This window comes from Kitasatospora sp. NPDC002551, from assembly GCF_040296005.1.
Classification (GTDB): domain Bacteria; phylum Actinomycetota; class Actinomycetes; order Streptomycetales; family Streptomycetaceae; genus Kitasatospora.
In genome coordinates this window covers 40,427-56,552 of the sequence record NZ_JBEOWI010000033.1, presented here as the reverse complement: position 1 = coordinate 56,552, position 16,126 = coordinate 40,427, and the positions used below count along the sequence as shown (strand labels likewise).

The following is a 16,126-nucleotide window of genomic DNA, read 5'->3' as shown; positions in this document are numbered from 1 at the left end:
TCCGCCGCCGTCGGCCCCCGGGCCGACCGGTTCAGCGCCGCCCGCCCCCGTCCGGTGCCGCGTCCAGCAGGACCTGGCCCGCCGGCGTGCGGTGGTACAGCACCGAGCGGCCCGCCCGGCGGCGCAGCGCCAGCCCGGACTCGCGCAGGATCCGCAGATGGCGGCCCACCGAACCGAGCGGCAGCCCGGTCAGCGCGACCAGCTGACTGGTGGTCTTCGGCGCGTCGAGCAGGGTGAGCAGCTCGGCCCGGCCCGGCCCCAGCAGGGCGGCCAGCGCCCCCGGCACCGGGGGACGGCCCTCCTCGGCCAGCACGCCCGAGCACGGGTAGACCACCGCGTACCGGCTGCCTCGCGCCGCGCGCCGCCGTCCGTCGACCGGCGGCACGTCCCAGCACAGCCAGCTCTGCTGCGGGGTGACCGGGACGAACAGCAACCGCACCCCGGTGAGGTCCAGCGGCTCCGGTCCGTCGTCCCGGTGGCCGATCCCCAGGCGGTCTCCGCCGAGCCAGCGCATCCCCGGCCGCAGGTCGCTCAGCGCGTCCGCCCAGCCGCCCGCGCCGAGCCGGGCGGTGCGCGCCAGCACGTCCGCCTCGATGATCCGCCGGCGCCGCGCCCAGCCCGGCTCGACGGTCTCCGTCCACACCCAGGCCAGCAGGCCGGCGGCGCGCTCCGCGAGGTCGTCACGGTGCAGCGGGGACGGCAGCGGGCCGCCCAGGGTCTCGGCCAGATCGGCCCGGGCGACGGCCGGCGGCGTCGCCCGGACCTCCGCCAGCTCCCGGGCGAACAGCGCCCCATCCGTGCGGGGGCCGCCCGTGCGGGGGCCGTCCGCGCGGTGCTGCTCGGCTCCCGGCGTCGGGGTGAGGAAGGTCGCGTTCCAGCGCGGGCCCAGCGCGGCCCGGACCACCGCGGCGGTGACCGGGTCGGCGGCCAGGCGCTCCCGGTAGCGGGGGAGTGCGGCGTCCAGCCAGCGCCGCTCGCCCGGGTGGGCGCCGCCGCCCCGGTGCAGCGTTTTCAGCGCGGCGACCGTCTCGGCCAGCGGGGAGAGCACGAACCGGCTCCCCGCCAGGGTGTCCGCGTCCAGCCGCCACCAGCCCATCGCCCCTGCCCCTCGCCGCCGTTCACCTGCGCGGTTCGCCCACGTTTCGCCGCCCGGCGAAAACCTAACGCCGCGCCGGCCGCGCCGGAAAGACTCCGCCGCATGCGCACCTACCGAGAGCTGTTCCGCCGGCGCGAGTTCACCGCCCTGTTCCTGTACTCCGCCGCCCAGACGGCCGCCCAGACGGTGGCCGGGCTGGCGCTGGGCGTGCTGGTGTTCCGGCGGACCGGATCGCCGCTGCTCGCCTCGCTCGCCATGTTCGGCCCGGCCCTCGCCCACCTGCTCGGGGCGGTCACCGTGCTGTCGGCCGCCGACCGGCTCCCGCCGCGCGCCGCGCTGACCGGGCTGGGCCTGCTGCTCGCCGCCGGCACCGGCGTCCAGGCGCTGCCCGGGCTCCCGGTGGCGGCGCTGTTCCCGGTCCTGCTCGCCTTCGGCGTGGCGGGCGCGGCGGGCGGCGGGGTGCGCTACGGGCTGCTGCACGAACTCCTCAGCCAGGACGGCTACCTGGTGGGGCGCTCCGCCCTCAACCTGGCGGCGGGCCTGGTCCAGATCGGCGCCTTCGCCGTCGGCGGGGCGCTGGTGGCCGCGCTCGCGCCGTCCGGCGCGCTGCTCACGGCCGCCGCCCTGCACCTGCTGGCCGCGGGCACCGCCCGCGCCGGACTGCGCCCGCGCCCGCCCAGGGCCGCCGGCCGGCCGTCCGTCGGCGGCACCTGGCGGGTCAACGCGAGGCTCTGGTCCTCCGCGCCGCGCCGGTACGTCTACCTGGCGCTGTGGGTGCCCAACGGCCTGATCGTGGGCGTCGAGGCGCTCTACGTCCCCTATCGCCCGGAGGCGGCCGGTCTGCTGTTCGCGGTGGGGGCGCTCGGCATGCTGGTCGGGGACGTGCTCGCCGGACGGTTTCTGCCGGCCCGGTGGCGGGAGCGGCTGGCCGTACCGCTCTGCGCGCTGCTCGCCGCGCCGTACCTGGGCTTCGCGCTGGAGCCCGCGCTGCCCCAGGCGGCCGCGCTGGTCGCGGTGGCGACCGTCGGGTACGCGGCGGGGCTGCTGCTCCAGGAGCGGCTGGTGGCGCTGACGCCGCCCGAGCTGAGCGGGCAGGCGCTCGGCCTGCACGGGTCCGGCATGGTCGCCCTGCAGGGCGCCGGCGCGGCGGCGGCGGGCGCGCTCGCCGAGGCGACCTCGGCCACCACCGCCATGGCCGGGACCGCCGCCGCCTCGCTGGCCGTGACCGCGCTGCTCGCGCCGGGCCTGCGGCGCTCGCGGGGGAGTGACGGTGCCCGCTGCTAGCATCCGCGCACATCCGAACGAAGATCGAACAGGGCGGGGCGCGGTGCGGGAAGACCAGCTGCGGAAGCAGGCGCAGTCACAGGAGTCACAGGATCCGGATCCGGACGGGAGAACGCCCCGGCGCCGCCGCATCGCGATCGGCGTCGCGGCGGGCGTGTGCACGGCGGCCCTGGTGGGCGCGGGCGGCTGGGCGATGAGCGGCTCGGACGCCGTGGAGCCGGCGCCGTCCCCCTCCGCCCCACCGACCGCTTCGCCGTCCGCCTCACCGAGCGCCTCGCCGGTCCCGACGGTGCCGAGCGCGTCGGAGAGTCCGTCGGCCGACGTCCCCGTCGTCCCCTCCGCCCCGGCGGCCCCGCCCGTCCAGCCGCCGGCCCAGCCGGTGCCCCCGCCCGCCGACCCGAAGCCGGCCCCCAAGCCGACCGCCGACCCGCCCGAGGGCCCCGGCCCGGACCAGGGGACCGTCCCGCCGCGCCCGGTTCCCACCCTGCCGCCGCGCCCCACCTCCTGCCCGCCCGGCCAGATCGCGTCCTGGGACGGCTGCCACCCCCTGCCCCCGCCGATCACGCTCTCCTGACCGCCCCACCGCCCGGTTCGCGCCGGGCGGTCTTGATCGCTCATTAGTTGAATGCTAAATTACTTCCGACGCCAGGGCCCGACCCCCAGGAGGACGAAATGAGCACGACCGCCGTCGCCGACAACCCCGAGAAGTCCCGTTACGAGATCACCTCGGACGGGGAGCTCGCCGGCTTCGCCGAGTATCACCGCTACGAGGACGAGATCGCCTTCATCCACACCGAGATCGACCCGCGATTCGGCGGCCAGGGCCTCGGCGGAATCCTCGCCCGCGCCGCGCTCGACGACGCCCGCGCCAACGAGCTGGCCGTGCTCCCGTACTGCCCGTTCATCCGGGGCTGGCTCACCAAGCACCCCGAGTACCACGACCTCGTCCCGGCCGCCAAGCGCGAGCGGTTCGGCCTGTGACCGCCGAAGCGACCGGCGCGGTCCCGGCCGCCGGGCCGGAGTTCGTCCGCGCGGCGGGCGCCGTCGCCACCAGCACCGCCGACGACTACCGCGTCGACATCCGCTCCGGCCGCCACCAGCTGGCCGCCGACGAGCCCGAGTCGGCCGGCGGCGCCGACACCGCCACCACCCCGGTCGGCCTGCTGCTCTCCGCGCTCGGCTCCTGCACCGCGATCACCCTGCGGATGTACGCCCAGCGCAAGCAGTGGCCGCTGACCACCGTGCGCGTCCACCTCGGCTACGAGAAGGGCCCGGAGAAGGCCGTCCGCATCACCCGGCGGATCGACCTGATCGGCGACCTCGACGACGCCCAGCGCGCCCGCCTGCTCGACATCGCCGACCGGACCCCGGTCACCCGGGCCGTCTCCGCCGGCACCCCCATCGTCCCGGCCGCCCCGCGCGCCTCGACCTCCGGAAACGGGGCCCACCATGGCTGAATCCGACCTCGTCACCGCCGCTCCGACCGTGCGCGGCGGCCGCGCCGACACCCCGGGCGGCGCCGTCCACGAACTCCTCGCCCCGCGCGAGACCGCCCTCGGCGGCAGCACCGTCGTCCGCCGTCTCCTTCCGAACCTCGGTCGGCGGATGGTGGGCGCGTGGTGCTTCGTGGACCATTACGGTCCGGACGACATCGCGGACGAGCCGGGCATGCAGGTGCCCCCGCACCCGCACATGGGTCTGCAGACGGTCAGCTGGCTGCACGCCGGCGAGGTGCTGCACCGCGACAGCCTGGGCAGCCTGCGGACGGTGCGCCCGCGCGAGCTGGGCCTGATGACCTCCGGCCGGGCGATCTCCCACAGCGAGGAGTCCCCCCGCCCGCACGCCCGCTTCCTGCACGGCGCCCAGCTCTGGGTCGCCCTCCCGGACGCCCACCGCCACCGCGAGCCCGCCTTCGAGCACCACGCCGAGCTACCCACCGTCACCGCCCCGGGCCTGCACGCCACCGTCATCCTCGGCACCCTCGACGGCGCCACCTCCCCGGGCACCACCCACACCCCCCTCGTCGGCGCCGACCTCACCCTCACCGCCGGCACCGGCCTGCGCCTGCCCCTCGACCCCGACTTCGAGTACGCCGTCCTCACCATGTCCGGCACCACCGACGTCGACGGCGTCCGCCTCGGCCCCGGCTCCATGCTCTACCTCGGCACCGGCCGCCGCGAACTCCCCCTCCACGCCCCCACCGACGCCGCCTTCCTCCTCCTCGGCGGCGAACCCTTCGCCGAGAAACTCGTCATGTGGTGGAACTTCATCGGCCGATCCGGTGACGAGATCGTACAGGCACGAAACGACTGGGAGAAGGGAATTCGATTCGGCGAAGTCCACGGCTACGACGGGGCCCGGCTGAGGGCGCCGGAGCTTCCCGACATCCCGCTGAAGGCGCGCGGACGGGTGCGCTGACCTGCGGAGACGCGGCGCATATGACGTTCGCTGCTCTACTGCTGGTTGGCTACTTCAGGCGGCTGGGGCCGTTGGTGCAAGGTACCGGTCCGATGATTCCCGATTCGAGGTGCGCGCGGAAATCGGGGCTGCCCTGATTCTCAGGTGTCACTGTGTGCCGCAGGGTTTGATCAGCTTAATGCTGACTCTTTGCTGACTTTTCTGATGGTGAGTCAGTCCCCTCGGTGGGGCGCCGCCGCGTTCCCGGCTCGCGCATGTCGCGGTCCCTGAGGCCGGCAGAGGCGCGGTGCCGCTGGCCGTGCCCGGCCTCGCCGGCGGGGAGATCGGAGAACGGCCGTTCCTCTCACCGCGTATGGACTCCACACGCCTCCTTCAGTGCTTCCCGAAGCTCGGGGTGACTCTCCGCGCCGCCCTGCGTGACGCGCACGACTGGACAAAGGCGCCCGGAGCCAGCCGAACTACGTCAAATGACGGAAGCGACTGCCTGCGGAGCGTTCCTATGGTGTGGCTGGCGCACCGTCATGTTCTTGGCGTAGGCGGGAGGACCTGAAATCGGCGGCCGCATCGGACCCGGGACCGGAACCGTTCACGACGCCTCCGTCGGCGAGGACGATGCTGCCGCAGTGTTCCCGCTCACTCATCGGAACTACGCAGCGGCCAGGGGGCGGGAACCGGCCGCTGGCCGGTTCCCGTCCCCTCGCCCATCCTCGAAAGGGAACCGAGATGCTCACGGAAGTTTCCGATTCGTCCACCACCCGCCCGCTGCACCGCCGCGTCCTCGTGTTCGCGGCGCTTCTCGTCGCACTCGCGACCTCTCTCCTGGCACCGGGTCCAGCCCGGGCCGACGTGAACGACCACGACATCGGTCACGTCTGGCTGAACCTGGGCTCGCCGGGCTCCTCCGCCCAGAACAACTACGCCGCCTTCGTCAACAGCCTGCGGCAGGCCGCCGGGCACGAGTACCGCAACGGCGTCTGGCAGACCCAGTCGCAGCCGACCAGTCGGCTGATCCGCATCGACCTCACCTCGCCGGACGGCCGCACGGTGTGGCTCTGGGTCACGCCGCACGACCTGTACCTGCGGGGCTTCACCAGCCAGGCCAACGGGACGACCTATTTCTTCAACGACTTCACGGACTTCCCCAACCTCTTCCAGGCCCTGAGCGGCCACCTGCTGCTGCCCCCGAACCACAGCCTCAGCCAGCTGTCCTTCGGCTCCAACTACAACGCCATGCGGCAGGCCGCGGGCCGCGGCCGTGAGTCGATGCCGATCGGGTGGAACGACCTCACGGCCTCGATCGACAACCTCGCGAGCACGGGCTACCCGTACGGCGCCGCGCAGCAGAACGTCGCCAGGTCGCTGATGTTCATGATCCAGTTCACTTCCGAGGCCGCGCGGTTCTGGGATGTCTACGGCGTCACCCGGGACATCCAGGGCGGCAACCGGCCGGTGTACCAGGGCCTCCCCGAGCGGCAGCAGTACCTGGAGAACTCCTGGGACCAGATCTCCCGGTACGCCTACGACGTCAGCAACAACCCCAACACGCCGCCGGTCAACGTCACCGGGGTCGGCATGTTCTACTCCTTCGGCGACGTGCAGCGCTGGATGGCGATGCTGATCGGTGTCACCAGCCAGGTCAGCTCCACCGGCGACTGGAACCACGCCGAGCTCTGACCCGCTGGTCCGGGCTTGGGCGCGTGGGTCCCGCCGGCAGCCGGGTTCGAAGGTGGAAACCGCCGGATGCCCTGACCGTCCCCGCGAGCCCGGTGGCCCGGCCTCGTGGGGACGGCCGCTCCTTGAGTCCGAACGGCCGACGCACTCCGTCCTCCGACGACCCTCCGACGGTGGTGGCCCGGCTCCAGCACCAGCGGGGCCTGGCGCTCCTGCGTCGAAGAGCGGTTGATCGGGAGCATCCGTCCGTCGGCGGTCAGCGCGGCGGGCGTTCCACTCCCTCCAGCGCGTCGCGGAGGGCGGCCCGGCTGGTGATGCCGAGTTTGGGGAAGGCCTGGTAGAGGTGGGTGGAAACGGTGCGGGGGGAGAGGTAGAGCCTGGCGCCGATCTGTTTGTTGGACAGTCCGAGGGCGGCGAGGCTGGCGATCTCCCACTGCTGCGGCGTCAGCGGGCCGCGGTCGCCGGCGCCGCGGGCCGGGGCGCCGCAGGCGCGCAGTTCCGCGCCGGCGCGCTCGGCCCAGGGGGCGGCGCCGAGCCAGCCGAAGGCCTCCCTCGCGGCAGCCAGGTGGTTCCGGGCCTGCGCGGGGGCCTTGGCCCGGCGCAGGCGTTCGCCGTAGTAGAGGCGGATCCGGGCCTGCTCGAACGGCCAGCGCTCGGATCCGCCGACCGCCAGCGCTTCCCGGTACCGCGACACGGCCTCGTCGTCGTCCGGGGCGGCGAGACCGGCTGCGGCGAGCACGACCATCCTCAGCCGCGGCGAGACCGTGTCCAGGCCTGCGGCCTGTGCGGCGGCCACGTGGTTCAGCGCCCGGTCGCGTCGTCCGGTGCGCACCGCGGCCTCGGCGGCGTCGAGGAAGACCCACAGGGCCTGTCCGACGAAGGGCGCCAGTGTTCCCGGTGCGGAGATGACGCTCAGGTGCCGGTTCGCCTGCTCGAACTCGCCCTGCGCCAGGGCGATCGTCGCCCGGACCTGCGCGGCGTACCGGCGTACTGCTTCGGCCCGCCGGGAGCCGGCCCACTGGTCCATCCGGTCGGCGCAGGCGCGGGCGGCGTCGAAGTCGCCGCAGGCCGCGGACACGCAGCCGAGGGTGAACGTCGCCGTCCAGGATCGAAGCGGACAGTCGAACTCCTCGCAGAGGTCCAGCGCCTCACGGCAGAGGCGCCGCGCCTCCGACCACCGTCCGGAGAACCAGGCGTGGCTGCTCAGCAGGGACAGGGCCTGGATCGCCGGGAGGATGTTCTCGCCCCGGCCGCCCCCGGCTGCCATGCGCCGCAGCGACTCCTCGACCAGGCCCAGGCGGTCGCCGTAGGCGCAGGCGGTGCCCACCTTCAGGATCCGGACCGGGTCCCGCTCGGTGGTCAGTGCCGCGGCCGCGGCGTCGAGCCGCGCCCAGTCCGACGGCCGGGCCCTTGCCGGGTCCCCGAAGACGGTCCGCATGAGGTGGAGGGTGTCCGGCACGGGGTCGAGTCCGTCCGCCAGAACGTCGAAGTCCGCCCACAACTCGGCACGCCCGCCGTAGACGCAGACCATGAGCAGCGCTGCCAGCGCCTCCGGCAGGGCCGCGTCCGGGCTGCGGGCCGACCGTCGCTGCTCGATGGCCCCGCCGAGCAGCCGGAAGGCTGTGTCGACATCACCGTAGCTGTTGAGCAGGAACACCGAGGCCGCCATCGCCTGGGGGAGGGAGTCGGCGTCGGGGTCCGCCTCGCGGGCGTCCTCCAGCAGACGGGGGACCTCGCGCAGGCCTCCCGTCAGGCTGGCGCCCACGTACGCCGCGCCGGCCAGCAGACGGGCGCGCTCCGCCCCGGTCGGGCTCAGCCCGGCGGCGCGGACCAGGGCCTCCACCGCGTTCGGCCCGTCGCCGCGGCGGGCGCTGACCTCGGCGACCTCCTCCAGGAGGGCCGCGATCTCCGCATCGGGGCCGATCGAGGCCTGCGCCAGGTGCCAGACCCGTTGCTCGGGCACACTGGTCCACGCCTCGGCCAGCGCGCGGTGCACGCCGCGCCGCTGGTCACTGGAGGCCAGGTCGACCACGGCCGAGCGGATCAGCGAGTGTCGGAAGCTCAACCGGCCGGTGGCGTCGTCGATGTGGACCAGCCGCACGCGCTCGGCCGGCGCCAGGTGCTTCAGACTGCACCGGCCGGCCACGGCGCGTCGCACCACCTGGAGGTTGCCGCTGCCCTCCAGCGCCGCGACGAGCAACAGGTGCCGGGTCGGGGCCGGCAGGGTCCTGACCCGGGCGGCGAAGGCCGCCTGCAGCCTCTGGGTCAGCGGGATGCTCCGCGGGAGCGGCGCGGCCGCGGTGCGCTGAGGGTCGGTCAGGGCCGCGGGGAGTTCCAGCAGGGCCAGGGGATTGCCCTCGGCGTCGGCGATCAGCCGACGGCGGACGCGGGCGGCCAGCGCCGGGAACCGGCGGGTCAGCAGCGCCTCGGAGTCGGCCGGGCTCAGCGGGCCCAGTTCGTGGACCGGTAGTCCGCCGTGGTCGAAGAAGCCCTCCTCCCCGGCTCTGGCGGCGCACACCAACCCCGCGCCGCTCCCCGGGAGTCGGCGTGCGACCCGCTCCAGGACCGCGGCGCTGGAACGGTCCAGCCACTGCACGTCGTCGAGGACCAGCAGGACCGGCCGGTGGTCGGACATGCTCTTGAGGAGCAGGACCACGGCCTCGGCGACCGCGTCAGGGCCGGGGACGATCCCCGGCTCGATGCCCAGAACCGTGGCCAGGGCAGGAGCCCCGGTCGCGGCGCGACGCAGCTCGTGCGTGGCCGTCAGCAGCTGTGACAGGGCCGAGTAGCTCGTTCGGGCGCGGTACTGGACGCCGGTGGCGCGCAGGACCTGGATCCCCTGGGCCGTCGCCCTGCCGGCGACGGCGCCCAGCAGCGCCGTCTTGCCCACCCCGGGCTCGCCCAACAGCACCACGGACCCGCCCGATTCCGGGACGGCGGCGATGAACTCGTCGAACCGGGCCAGGTCCGGTGACCGGCCGACCAGCGACCCGGGCGGGTCGTCCGGTGTCGTGTCCGGGGCCGATTCGTCCCTCATGCCGTGCCTCCACCTCGGGCGTTCCGGATGCCTCCATTGAAGCCGCGGGGAATGTCCGCGAGCCAGGGCGGAAGCAGGTGCGGACGGGCGGTGTCGGTCCTCCGGTCCGCCTCGGCCGGCCCGCCGGCGCCCCTACGTCATTTGACGGGAGCGGCCGCTCCGCCGGCGCCCCTACCGTCGCCTGCGGGGCCGGGCACCCGGTTCCACAGGCGGCTGGAGGAACGATGGATCAGGCACGCGGCAGTGTCGTACTCGTCCACGGAGGCTTCGTGGACGGCTCCGGGTGGCAGGGCGTCTACGACGTGCTGAAGGACGACGGCTACGACGTGGCCGTCGTCCAGAACCCCACCTTCTCCCTGGAGGGCGACGCGGACGTCACCCGCCACGTGATCGAGGGGATGCCCGGTCCGGTCACCCTGGTCGGACACTCCTACGGTGGCGCGGTGATCACCGAGGCGGGCACCCACGAGAAGGTCAGGGCGCTGGCCTACATCGCCGCGTTCGCCCCTGACCAGGGAGAGTCGGTCGCCACCCTGATCGCCGACCCGCCGCCGGGGGCACCGGTGCCGCCCATCCTGCCGCCGGTCGAGGGTTTCCTCCTCCTGGACCGGGACGCGTTCCCCGAAGCCTTCGCCGGTGACCTGCCGCAGGCCCGGGCCCGGTTCATGGCCGACTCCCAGGTCCCCTGGGGCCTGGAGGCCCTCAACGGCGCGGTGTCCCGGCCCGCCTGGCGCTTCAAGCCGTCCTGGTACCTCGTCGCCGCCGACGACCGGATGATCCCGCCGCCCGCCCAGCGCGCGATGGCCGAGCGGATCGGTGCCACCACCGTCGAGGTACCCGGCAGCCACTCGGTGTACCTCTCGCAGGCCGCCGCCACCGCAGATCTGATCAAGCGGGCCGCGCGCGGCTGACGCCGGCCCGGTGGTCCCCCGCCCCCACCCAGGAGGAGTCCCATGAGTACGGAAATCACCCGCCGGACGGTACTGGCCGCGGGAGCGGCGCTGGCAGGGTCGGCCGCCCTGTCGACGGGCGCCGGAGAGGCAGCCGCCGCCGAGACCGACAGCGCCGGAGAGCGGAGGCCGGGAGCGCGGCCCACCATCGTCCTGGTCCACGGCGGCTACGCCGACTCGTCGTGCTGGAACGCCACCATCGGCGAGTTGCAACGCAGGGGCTACCCCACGGTCTGCGGATCCAACCCGCTTCGCGGCATTCCGACCGACGCGCCCTACATCGCCGGCCTGCTGGACAGCATCGCCGGACCGGTCGTGCTGGTCGCCCACTCCATGGGCGGAACGGTCATCACCAACGCCGCCGCCGGGAAGGCGAACGTCAAGGCCCTGGTGTACGTCGCCGCGTTCGTGCCCGACGTGGGTGAGACGCAGGGCGAACTCATCGGGAAGTTCCCGGGGAGCGAGGTCCTCCCGGTGAGCGTACCGGTGCCGTACACCAAGGCCGACGGCACGAGGGGGACCGAGTTCTACCTGGGCAAGGACGGTCAGGCGGCCTTCGCCGCGGACCTCTCCAAGGCCGACTTCCGGATCCTCCAGGCCACCCAACGGCCGTTCGACGCCGACTCGTTCACCTACCCGACGACGGCCGCGGCCTGGCGGACGATCCCGGTCTGGGGCCTGGTCGCCGGCCGGGACAAGGCGATCCCGCCGGCGTGTGAGCGCTGGATGTACGCCCGCGCCAACGCCCGCAAGGTCGTCGAAGCGCCGACCTCCTCGCACGTCGTGATGCTCAGCCACCCCGGCGTTGTGGCCGACCTCATCCACGACGCCGCCAGGTCGGTCGGCTGACACGGCCACGGCCCGGGTCCGTCCCCTCATCGGCGGCCCCGGGCCTCCGGGGGTCCGTTCGGCCCACCGTCCCGGGGGCGTTCCCGAGAGCCGCTCGGCAAGTGCGCGCGCCGGCCTGCGGTCGACCTTGCCGTTCTTCCCCCGTGAGGGGCTGCGCGAAATGACGGTGGAGCGCTGACGGCGGCGTAGCCCGCCAGGTGGACGAGGCCGGGCAGTCCTCATGCCCACACCCCGGCAGCTGCGGGGAACAGCGCGCTCGCCCCCGGAACGGCCGCGTCGGCCGACTCGGCGGGCGCGGCCCACTGCGATGAGTCATAGTGTCGATACGCAGTGAAGTCATGCCGTCATGGCTTGATGTCCACGAAGGAGGAAGATCATGGCCGGCAGGGCCAGCATCGTTTTCGCCCACGGACTCTGGGCCGACGGGTCGTGCTTCAACAAGCTCATCCCCGCGCTCCAGGCCGAGGGCCACCAGGTGTCCGCTTCGCAGCACGGACTCGACTCCCTCGAGGGCGACGTCGCATGCGTGACCCGCTCCATCGATCACGTCCCCGGTCCGGTCGTGCTCGTCGGCCACTCCTACGGCGGCACCCTGATCACCAAGGCCGGCACCCACGACCGGGTGGGTGCCCTGGTCTACATCGCCGCGCTCGCCCCCAGCGAGGAGGAGACCTCGCAGGACCAGCAGGACAAGTTCGCCCGCACACCCGTCTTCGATCACATCGACGTCGCCGACGGCCGCATCTGGCTGCTGGAGTCGGGCATCGGCGACTTCTGCGGCGATCTGCCGGAAGCCGAGCAGAAGCTCGTCCTCGCGACGGGTGCCGTGCCGGTCCCCGACCTGTTCGACCAGCAGGTCCCCGGCACCGCTTGGCGCACGAAGCCGAGTTGGTACATCGTCGCGAACAACGACCGCACCGTGAACCCGGAGCTGGAGCGGGCCGCCGCCGAGCGCATGGGCGCCAAGACCTACGCCGTCGACAGCAGCCACGTGCCGATGCTCTCGCACCCCGACTTCGTCCTCGACGTCATCCGCGACGCCGCGAAGACCCTTGAGGCGTAGCGCCCTCGCCGAAGCGGTGTGAGGTTCCCGCGCCGCGAGTGCCGCTCTCTCACCCACGGTTTCGTTCCCGGGCGGCGGCGACGGCGGGGACCGTCCAGGACGGGTGGGTGTTGACCTCGGTCACGGTGGCTCCGGCCAGCCGCTTGTAGCGGGTCGCGATCCTCTCGGCCTCCCCGGCGGGCAGCGCCCCGCTGTTCTCCTCGGCCAGCGCGATGGTCTTCTCCGGTCCCAGGTCCCGGTTGGCCAGCACGATCGCGTTGACAGTCGGCCGGCGCATCCGGTCGTAGCGGCGGAGCGCGGCCTCGGCGTCGTCGTCCCGGGCGAGGCACCAGGCCAGCACCCGGCTGTCGACGACGGACTGCGAGCCGCCGTTCATGCCCATGGGGAACATCGGGTGTGCGGCGTCGCCGAGGAGGGTGACCCGCCCGAAGCTCCAGCGCGGCAGCGGGTCGCGGTCGGTCATCGGGTACTCGAAGACCGCCGAGGAGCGTTCGGCGAGCGCGGCGAGGTCGATCCACGGCAGGTTCCACGACGCCAGCCCGGCGCGGGCCTCGTCCGCGCCGACGCGGCGGCCGGGGCCGCCGGGAGGCGGGGCGGCCGGCCCGTGCCGGACCTCCAGCACCCAGTTCACCAGGGCGTCGGCGCCCGCGGTCGCGGGGTCCTCGATGGGGTAGGCGACGAACTTCGCGCCGGGGGTTCCTCCGGCCACCACGATCGACCGGCCGTCGAGGACGTGCGGGTGCGGTGCGACTCCACGCCACATGTGGACGCCGTTCCCGCGTGGGGAGCTCTCGTGCGGGTACAGGCGCCTGCGGACCACGGAGTCGATGCCGTCCGCGCCGACCAGCACCTCGGCGTCGTCGGCCACGGGCAGACCGCTCGACCGGTCCAGGAAGTGGGCGCGCACGCCGTCCGCGCTCTGCTCGAAGCGCTGGAACAGCAGGCCGGTACGGACCGAGTCCGGTCCCAGCCGCTCGCGCACCGCCGCCAGCAGCAGCAACTGCAGCCGGCCGCGGTGCACGGAGTACTGCGGCCACCGGTACCCGGCCGCGCGGCCCAGCGGTTCCTCCCAGACGGTCCGGCCCGCCCGGTCGCGGTAGCTGAGCCGGTGCGCGGGCAGGGCGACGGAGGCCAGTTCGCCCCCCAGGCCGAGTTCGGAGAGTTCCCGCACGGCGTGCGGCAGCAGGTTGATGCCGACGCCGACCGCCTCGACCTTCCGCGCCGCCTCGTACACCCGTGGCGCGAAGCCGGCGGCGTGCAGGCTCAGGGCGCAGGTCAGCCCGGCGATGCCGCCGCCGACGACGGTCACTCTCATCTGTCTGTCCTCGCCCTTTCGTCGGGCCGCGGGTCCGGCTGACACCCTGTCACCAGGCTCGGCGCCCCGGCCGCGCGCGTCCAATACGCAGTGGTGATGGCAGCCGTCACGATCGCTGATCGCACAAGGCGCGTACCGGCGCCCGGAAAGTCGGATGCGGTCGCAATATGATTTCTCAGCTGGGCAGTTGGTAGTTTGTCGGCCATGGAGCTCCGTACCCTTGAGTACTTCGTCGCGGTAGCGGAGGAGCGGTCGTTCACGAAGGCGGCGGCCCGCTGCCATGTCGTGCAGCCCGCGATCAGCCAGCAGATCCAGGCCCTGGAGAGGGAACTGGGGGAGCCCCTGTTCGAACGGCTGCCCCGGCAGGTGGTCCTCACGTCCGGCGGCGCCGCCCTGCTGCCGCACGCCCGCGCCTGCCTGGCGGCGGCCGCGTCGGCCGTCCTGGAGTTCGCGGACCGGTCCGGTCTGCTCGGCGGCTCGTTCGCGCTGGGGACCGTCGGCGGCCTGGAAGGGACCGTCGTTCCCCGGCTGCTGGGGGAGTACCACCGCCGGTATCCGCGGGTCGCGGTGAGCCTCGCCGGGGCGTCCAGCCCCTCGCTGCTGACGAAGGTTCGCGACGGGGAGGTCGACGCGGCTGTGGTCGCGGGGCCACCGGACGGCGAACCCGCCGCCGTCGCCTCGCGCGTGCTGCTGGAGGACCGGATCGTCGCGGTCCTCCCGGCCGGAAGCCGGTCCGCGAACCGTCCGATGACCCTCGACGAGGCGGTCCGGAGTCCGGTCATCAGCTACGGTCCCGACAGCGGGGTGCACGCGTTCATCCGCCGGGCCTTCGCCGCGCAGGGGCTTCGGCTGGACATCGCCTACGCGACGAACGACGTCGCCCTCCAACTCGCCCTGGTCGCCGAGCGGATCGGTGTCGCCCTGACCTCCCGCGCGAGTCCGGCCCTCGCGGCCGACCGGCGTTTCACCGTCGTGCCGCTGGAGCCCGCCATCCGCCTGCGGAAGGTGTTCGTCTGGCGGGCGGGCACCCGGCCGGGTGCGCCGCTGCGGGCCTTCCTCGACCTGTGGACGGAGCTGTCCGACCGCCCGTCACGCGACGGCGGTCCGGCGGTTCACGCGGAGCGGACCGTCTCCCGGTAGCGGCGGGGGGACAGGCCGGTGGTGCGTTTGAACGCATTGCTGAAGGCGCTCTCGGAGCCGTATCCGAGAGAGGCGGCGATGGCCGCCAGCGGTGTGTCCGCGCGGCGCAGTGCGTGCTCGGCCCGGTGCATCCGCCAGCGGCGCAGGTAGGCCAGCGGTGGGACACCCGCCACGTCCTTGAAGCGCTTGGCGAAGCTGGTGCGGGACATCGCCGCGGCCCGGGCCAGTTCGGCGAGGGTCCAGGGGCGGGCGGGGTCACTGTGCATCAGGCGCAGGGCGGGCGCGATGCGCTCGTCGGCGAGGGCGCGCATCCGGCCCGGCGGGCAGGGGCCGGCGTCCGCATCGCTGAGGAAGGCGCGCAGGACCTGGAGAAGGAGCAAGGGGGCGAAGTGGCCGGCGGCGAAGGACGCGCCGGGGCGGTCGGAGGACAGCTCGCGCAAGGTCTGTTCCATGAGCCAGCAGGCGGTGGCGGCGTCGGCCGTTGCGGCGCCGACGTGCAGCACGGGTGGAAGCGCGCCGAGCAGCAGGTCCTTCGCGGCCGTGTCGAGTTCCAGCTCGCCGCCGATGGTGACGGTGTCCCGGCCGCTCTCCCCGGCGTGGAGGAAGGGCGCGGTCGAGGCCCTGAGCAGGGGAAGCGCGTCAATCGCGGGCACCGCCGGGTCGCTCGCGAGAGCATACGCGCGGTCGCCGGCCAGGACGGCCAGTTCGCCGGCTTCGAGACGGACGGGTTGACCGGCGCCCTGCACCGTCAGCCAGACGGCGCCCCGCAGCACGGCCTGGATCCTGAGTCGGCCCGGCGCCGGGAAGGCCAGGGACCAGGTGCCGGCGGCCGTGAGGCCGCGCGACAGGGCGCAGCGGACGTCGGTGAGTTCGAGGGTCTCGCTGACGGGATCGCCCGGGGCGGCGCCGAAAGCGGGTGCGGACGGTGGTGCATCCATGTGCGGGACTCTCGCGCAAGTTGCGCGGACGGGCAAGCATTCACACGACGCTGTCGACTGGTCACGATGAGTGGCGGGTCGTGTGCGCACCGGACGCCGTGCGGCCCGTGCCCGGCCGCCGCCCGGTGGCCGGCCGACGAGTTCCAGGAGGTAGTTCCCATGGGCGGATTCCAGGACCGCGACAAGTTCCACCCGGACGAGGTGGTCCTCTCGGCGGCCGAGCGGCGCGTCATCGCCGAGCTCCTGACGGACGGTGGCCAGGCCGAGCCGGGCGAGTCCACCGACGAGGGCTGACGCAGCCTCGAGCCAGCAGGCCCAGGGGTGCCGGTCCGCGACCGGCCGTAGGCCGGCCGTCGCGGACCGCG

General features: G+C 74.0%; 15 protein-coding genes. 11 read left to right on the top strand and 4 right to left on the bottom strand.

Annotation, left to right across the window (positions count from 1 at the left end; translation table 11 throughout):
* Positions 1-31: 31 nt before the first annotated feature.
* Positions 32-1,096, bottom strand: coding sequence for a winged helix-turn-helix domain-containing protein (locus tag ABT093_RS25535; RefSeq protein WP_350568466.1), 1,065 nt, complete (start codon positions 1,094-1,096; stop codon positions 32-34).
* A 102-nt stretch (positions 1,097-1,198) separates the two neighbouring features.
* On the opposite strand from ABT093_RS25535, the gene ABT093_RS25530 reads away from it, so the two are divergent.
* The 6 genes from ABT093_RS25530 to ABT093_RS25505 all read left to right on the top strand — a co-directional run bounded on the left by ABT093_RS25530 (position 1,199) and on the right by ABT093_RS25505 (position 6,472).
* A complete protein-coding gene (locus tag ABT093_RS25530; protein WP_350568465.1) occupies positions 1,199-2,380 on the top strand; it encodes an MFS transporter in 1,182 nt (393 codons plus the stop codon).
* Positions 2,381-2,669: 289 nt separating this feature from the next.
* Positions 2,670-2,954 carry a hypothetical protein gene (locus tag ABT093_RS25525; RefSeq protein ID WP_350568464.1) on the top strand — a complete coding sequence of 95 codons (285 nt, stop codon included), beginning with the start codon at positions 2,670-2,672 and terminating at the stop codon, positions 2,952-2,954.
* Between the two features lie 47 nt (positions 2,955-3,001).
* Positions 3,002-3,361 carry a GNAT family N-acetyltransferase gene (locus ABT093_RS25520; protein WP_350568462.1) on the top strand — a complete coding sequence of 120 codons (360 nt, stop codon included), beginning with the start codon at positions 3,002-3,004 and terminating at the stop codon, positions 3,359-3,361.
* On the top strand, positions 3,358-3,837 hold the full coding sequence (locus tag ABT093_RS25515; RefSeq protein ID WP_350568461.1) for an OsmC family protein: 480 nt from the start codon (positions 3,358-3,360) through the stop codon (positions 3,835-3,837). Before ABT093_RS25520 ends, ABT093_RS25515 begins: the two co-directional genes overlap by 4 nt.
* Positions 3,830-4,798 (top strand): pirin family protein, encoded by a 969-nt coding sequence (locus ABT093_RS25510; RefSeq protein WP_350568460.1) that lies wholly within the window; start codon positions 3,830-3,832, stop codon positions 4,796-4,798. Before ABT093_RS25515 ends, ABT093_RS25510 begins: the two co-directional genes overlap by 8 nt.
* Positions 4,799-5,521: 723 nt before the next feature.
* Complete coding sequence (locus ABT093_RS25505) at positions 5,522-6,472, top strand: ribosome-inactivating family protein (RefSeq protein WP_350568458.1); 951 nt, start codon at positions 5,522-5,524, stop codon at positions 6,470-6,472.
* A gap of 253 nt (positions 6,473-6,725) precedes the next feature.
* Here the strand turns inward: ABT093_RS25505 and ABT093_RS25500 are convergent, their stop codons facing one another.
* A complete protein-coding gene (locus ABT093_RS25500; protein WP_350568456.1) occupies positions 6,726-9,506 on the bottom strand; it encodes a helix-turn-helix transcriptional regulator in 2,781 nt (926 codons plus the stop codon).
* A 224-nt stretch (positions 9,507-9,730) separates the two neighbouring features.
* On the opposite strand from ABT093_RS25500, the gene ABT093_RS25495 reads away from it, so the two are divergent.
* From ABT093_RS25495 to ABT093_RS25485, 3 genes are all read left to right on the top strand, one after another.
* Positions 9,731-10,417, top strand: a complete 687-nt coding sequence (locus tag ABT093_RS25495) for an alpha/beta fold hydrolase (RefSeq protein ID WP_350568455.1) — start codon at positions 9,731-9,733, stop codon at positions 10,415-10,417.
* Between the two features lie 42 nt (positions 10,418-10,459).
* Entirely contained in the window at positions 10,460-11,305 is an 846-nt protein-coding gene (locus tag ABT093_RS25490; RefSeq protein ID WP_350568454.1) for an alpha/beta fold hydrolase, read from the top strand.
* 376 nt (positions 11,306-11,681) lie between these two features.
* Positions 11,682-12,368: an alpha/beta fold hydrolase gene (locus tag ABT093_RS25485; protein WP_350568452.1), complete on the top strand. Its 687-nt coding sequence runs from the start codon at positions 11,682-11,684 to the stop codon at positions 12,366-12,368.
* A 49-nt stretch (positions 12,369-12,417) separates the two neighbouring features.
* Here ABT093_RS25485 and ABT093_RS25480 read toward each other — a convergent pair whose 3' ends face one another.
* A complete protein-coding gene (locus ABT093_RS25480) occupies positions 12,418-13,683 on the bottom strand; it encodes an FAD-dependent monooxygenase (protein ID WP_350568449.1) in 1,266 nt (421 codons plus the stop codon).
* A gap of 204 nt (positions 13,684-13,887) precedes the next feature.
* Here ABT093_RS25480 and ABT093_RS25475 point away from each other — a divergent pair, with 204 nt between their 5' ends.
* Positions 13,888-14,823: a LysR family transcriptional regulator gene (locus ABT093_RS25475; RefSeq protein WP_350568446.1), complete on the top strand. Its 936-nt coding sequence runs from the start codon at positions 13,888-13,890 to the stop codon at positions 14,821-14,823.
* Here ABT093_RS25475 and ABT093_RS25470 read toward each other — a convergent pair.
* Entirely contained in the window at positions 14,796-15,761 is a 966-nt protein-coding gene (locus tag ABT093_RS25470) for an AraC family transcriptional regulator (RefSeq protein ID WP_350568443.1), read from the bottom strand. The genes ABT093_RS25475 and ABT093_RS25470 overlap by 28 nt on opposite strands.
* 159 nt (positions 15,762-15,920) lie before the next feature.
* On the opposite strand from ABT093_RS25470, the gene ABT093_RS25465 reads away from it, so the two are divergent.
* Complete coding sequence (locus tag ABT093_RS25465) at positions 15,921-16,055, top strand: hypothetical protein (RefSeq protein ID WP_350568441.1); 135 nt, start codon at positions 15,921-15,923, stop codon at positions 16,053-16,055.
* Positions 16,056-16,126 lie beyond the last annotated feature (71 nt).

What these genes read in the sequence shown, in the direction of transcription:
- ABT093_RS25535 (WP_350568466.1), bottom strand. Translation starts at nt 1,096, where the DNA reads ATGGGCTGGTGGCGGCTGGACGCGGACACCCTGGCGGGGAGCCGGTTC.
- ABT093_RS25530 (WP_350568465.1), top strand. Translation starts at nt 1,199, where the DNA reads ATGCGCACCTACCGAGAGCTGTTCCGCCGGCGCGAGTTCACCGCCCTG.
- ABT093_RS25510 (WP_350568460.1), top strand. Translation starts at nt 3,830, where the DNA reads ATGGCTGAATCCGACCTCGTCACCGCCGCTCCGACCGTGCGCGGCGGC.
- ABT093_RS25505 (WP_350568458.1), top strand. Translation starts at nt 5,522, where the DNA reads ATGCTCACGGAAGTTTCCGATTCGTCCACCACCCGCCCGCTGCACCGC.
- ABT093_RS25500 (WP_350568456.1), bottom strand. Translation starts at nt 9,506, where the DNA reads ATGAGGGACGAATCGGCCCCGGACACGACACCGGACGACCCGCCCGGG.
- ABT093_RS25495 (WP_350568455.1), top strand. Translation starts at nt 9,731, where the DNA reads ATGGATCAGGCACGCGGCAGTGTCGTACTCGTCCACGGAGGCTTCGTG.
- ABT093_RS25490 (WP_350568454.1), top strand. Translation starts at nt 10,460, where the DNA reads ATGAGTACGGAAATCACCCGCCGGACGGTACTGGCCGCGGGAGCGGCG.
- ABT093_RS25485 (WP_350568452.1), top strand. Translation starts at nt 11,682, where the DNA reads ATGGCCGGCAGGGCCAGCATCGTTTTCGCCCACGGACTCTGGGCCGAC.
- ABT093_RS25480 (WP_350568449.1), bottom strand. Translation starts at nt 13,683, where the DNA reads ATGAGAGTGACCGTCGTCGGCGGCGGCATCGCCGGGCTGACCTGCGCC.
- ABT093_RS25475 (WP_350568446.1), top strand. Translation starts at nt 13,888, where the DNA reads ATGGAGCTCCGTACCCTTGAGTACTTCGTCGCGGTAGCGGAGGAGCGG.
- ABT093_RS25470 (WP_350568443.1), bottom strand. Translation starts at nt 15,761, where the DNA reads ATGGATGCACCACCGTCCGCACCCGCTTTCGGCGCCGCCCCGGGCGAT.
- ABT093_RS25465 (WP_350568441.1), top strand. Translation starts at nt 15,921, where the DNA reads ATGGGCGGATTCCAGGACCGCGACAAGTTCCACCCGGACGAGGTGGTC.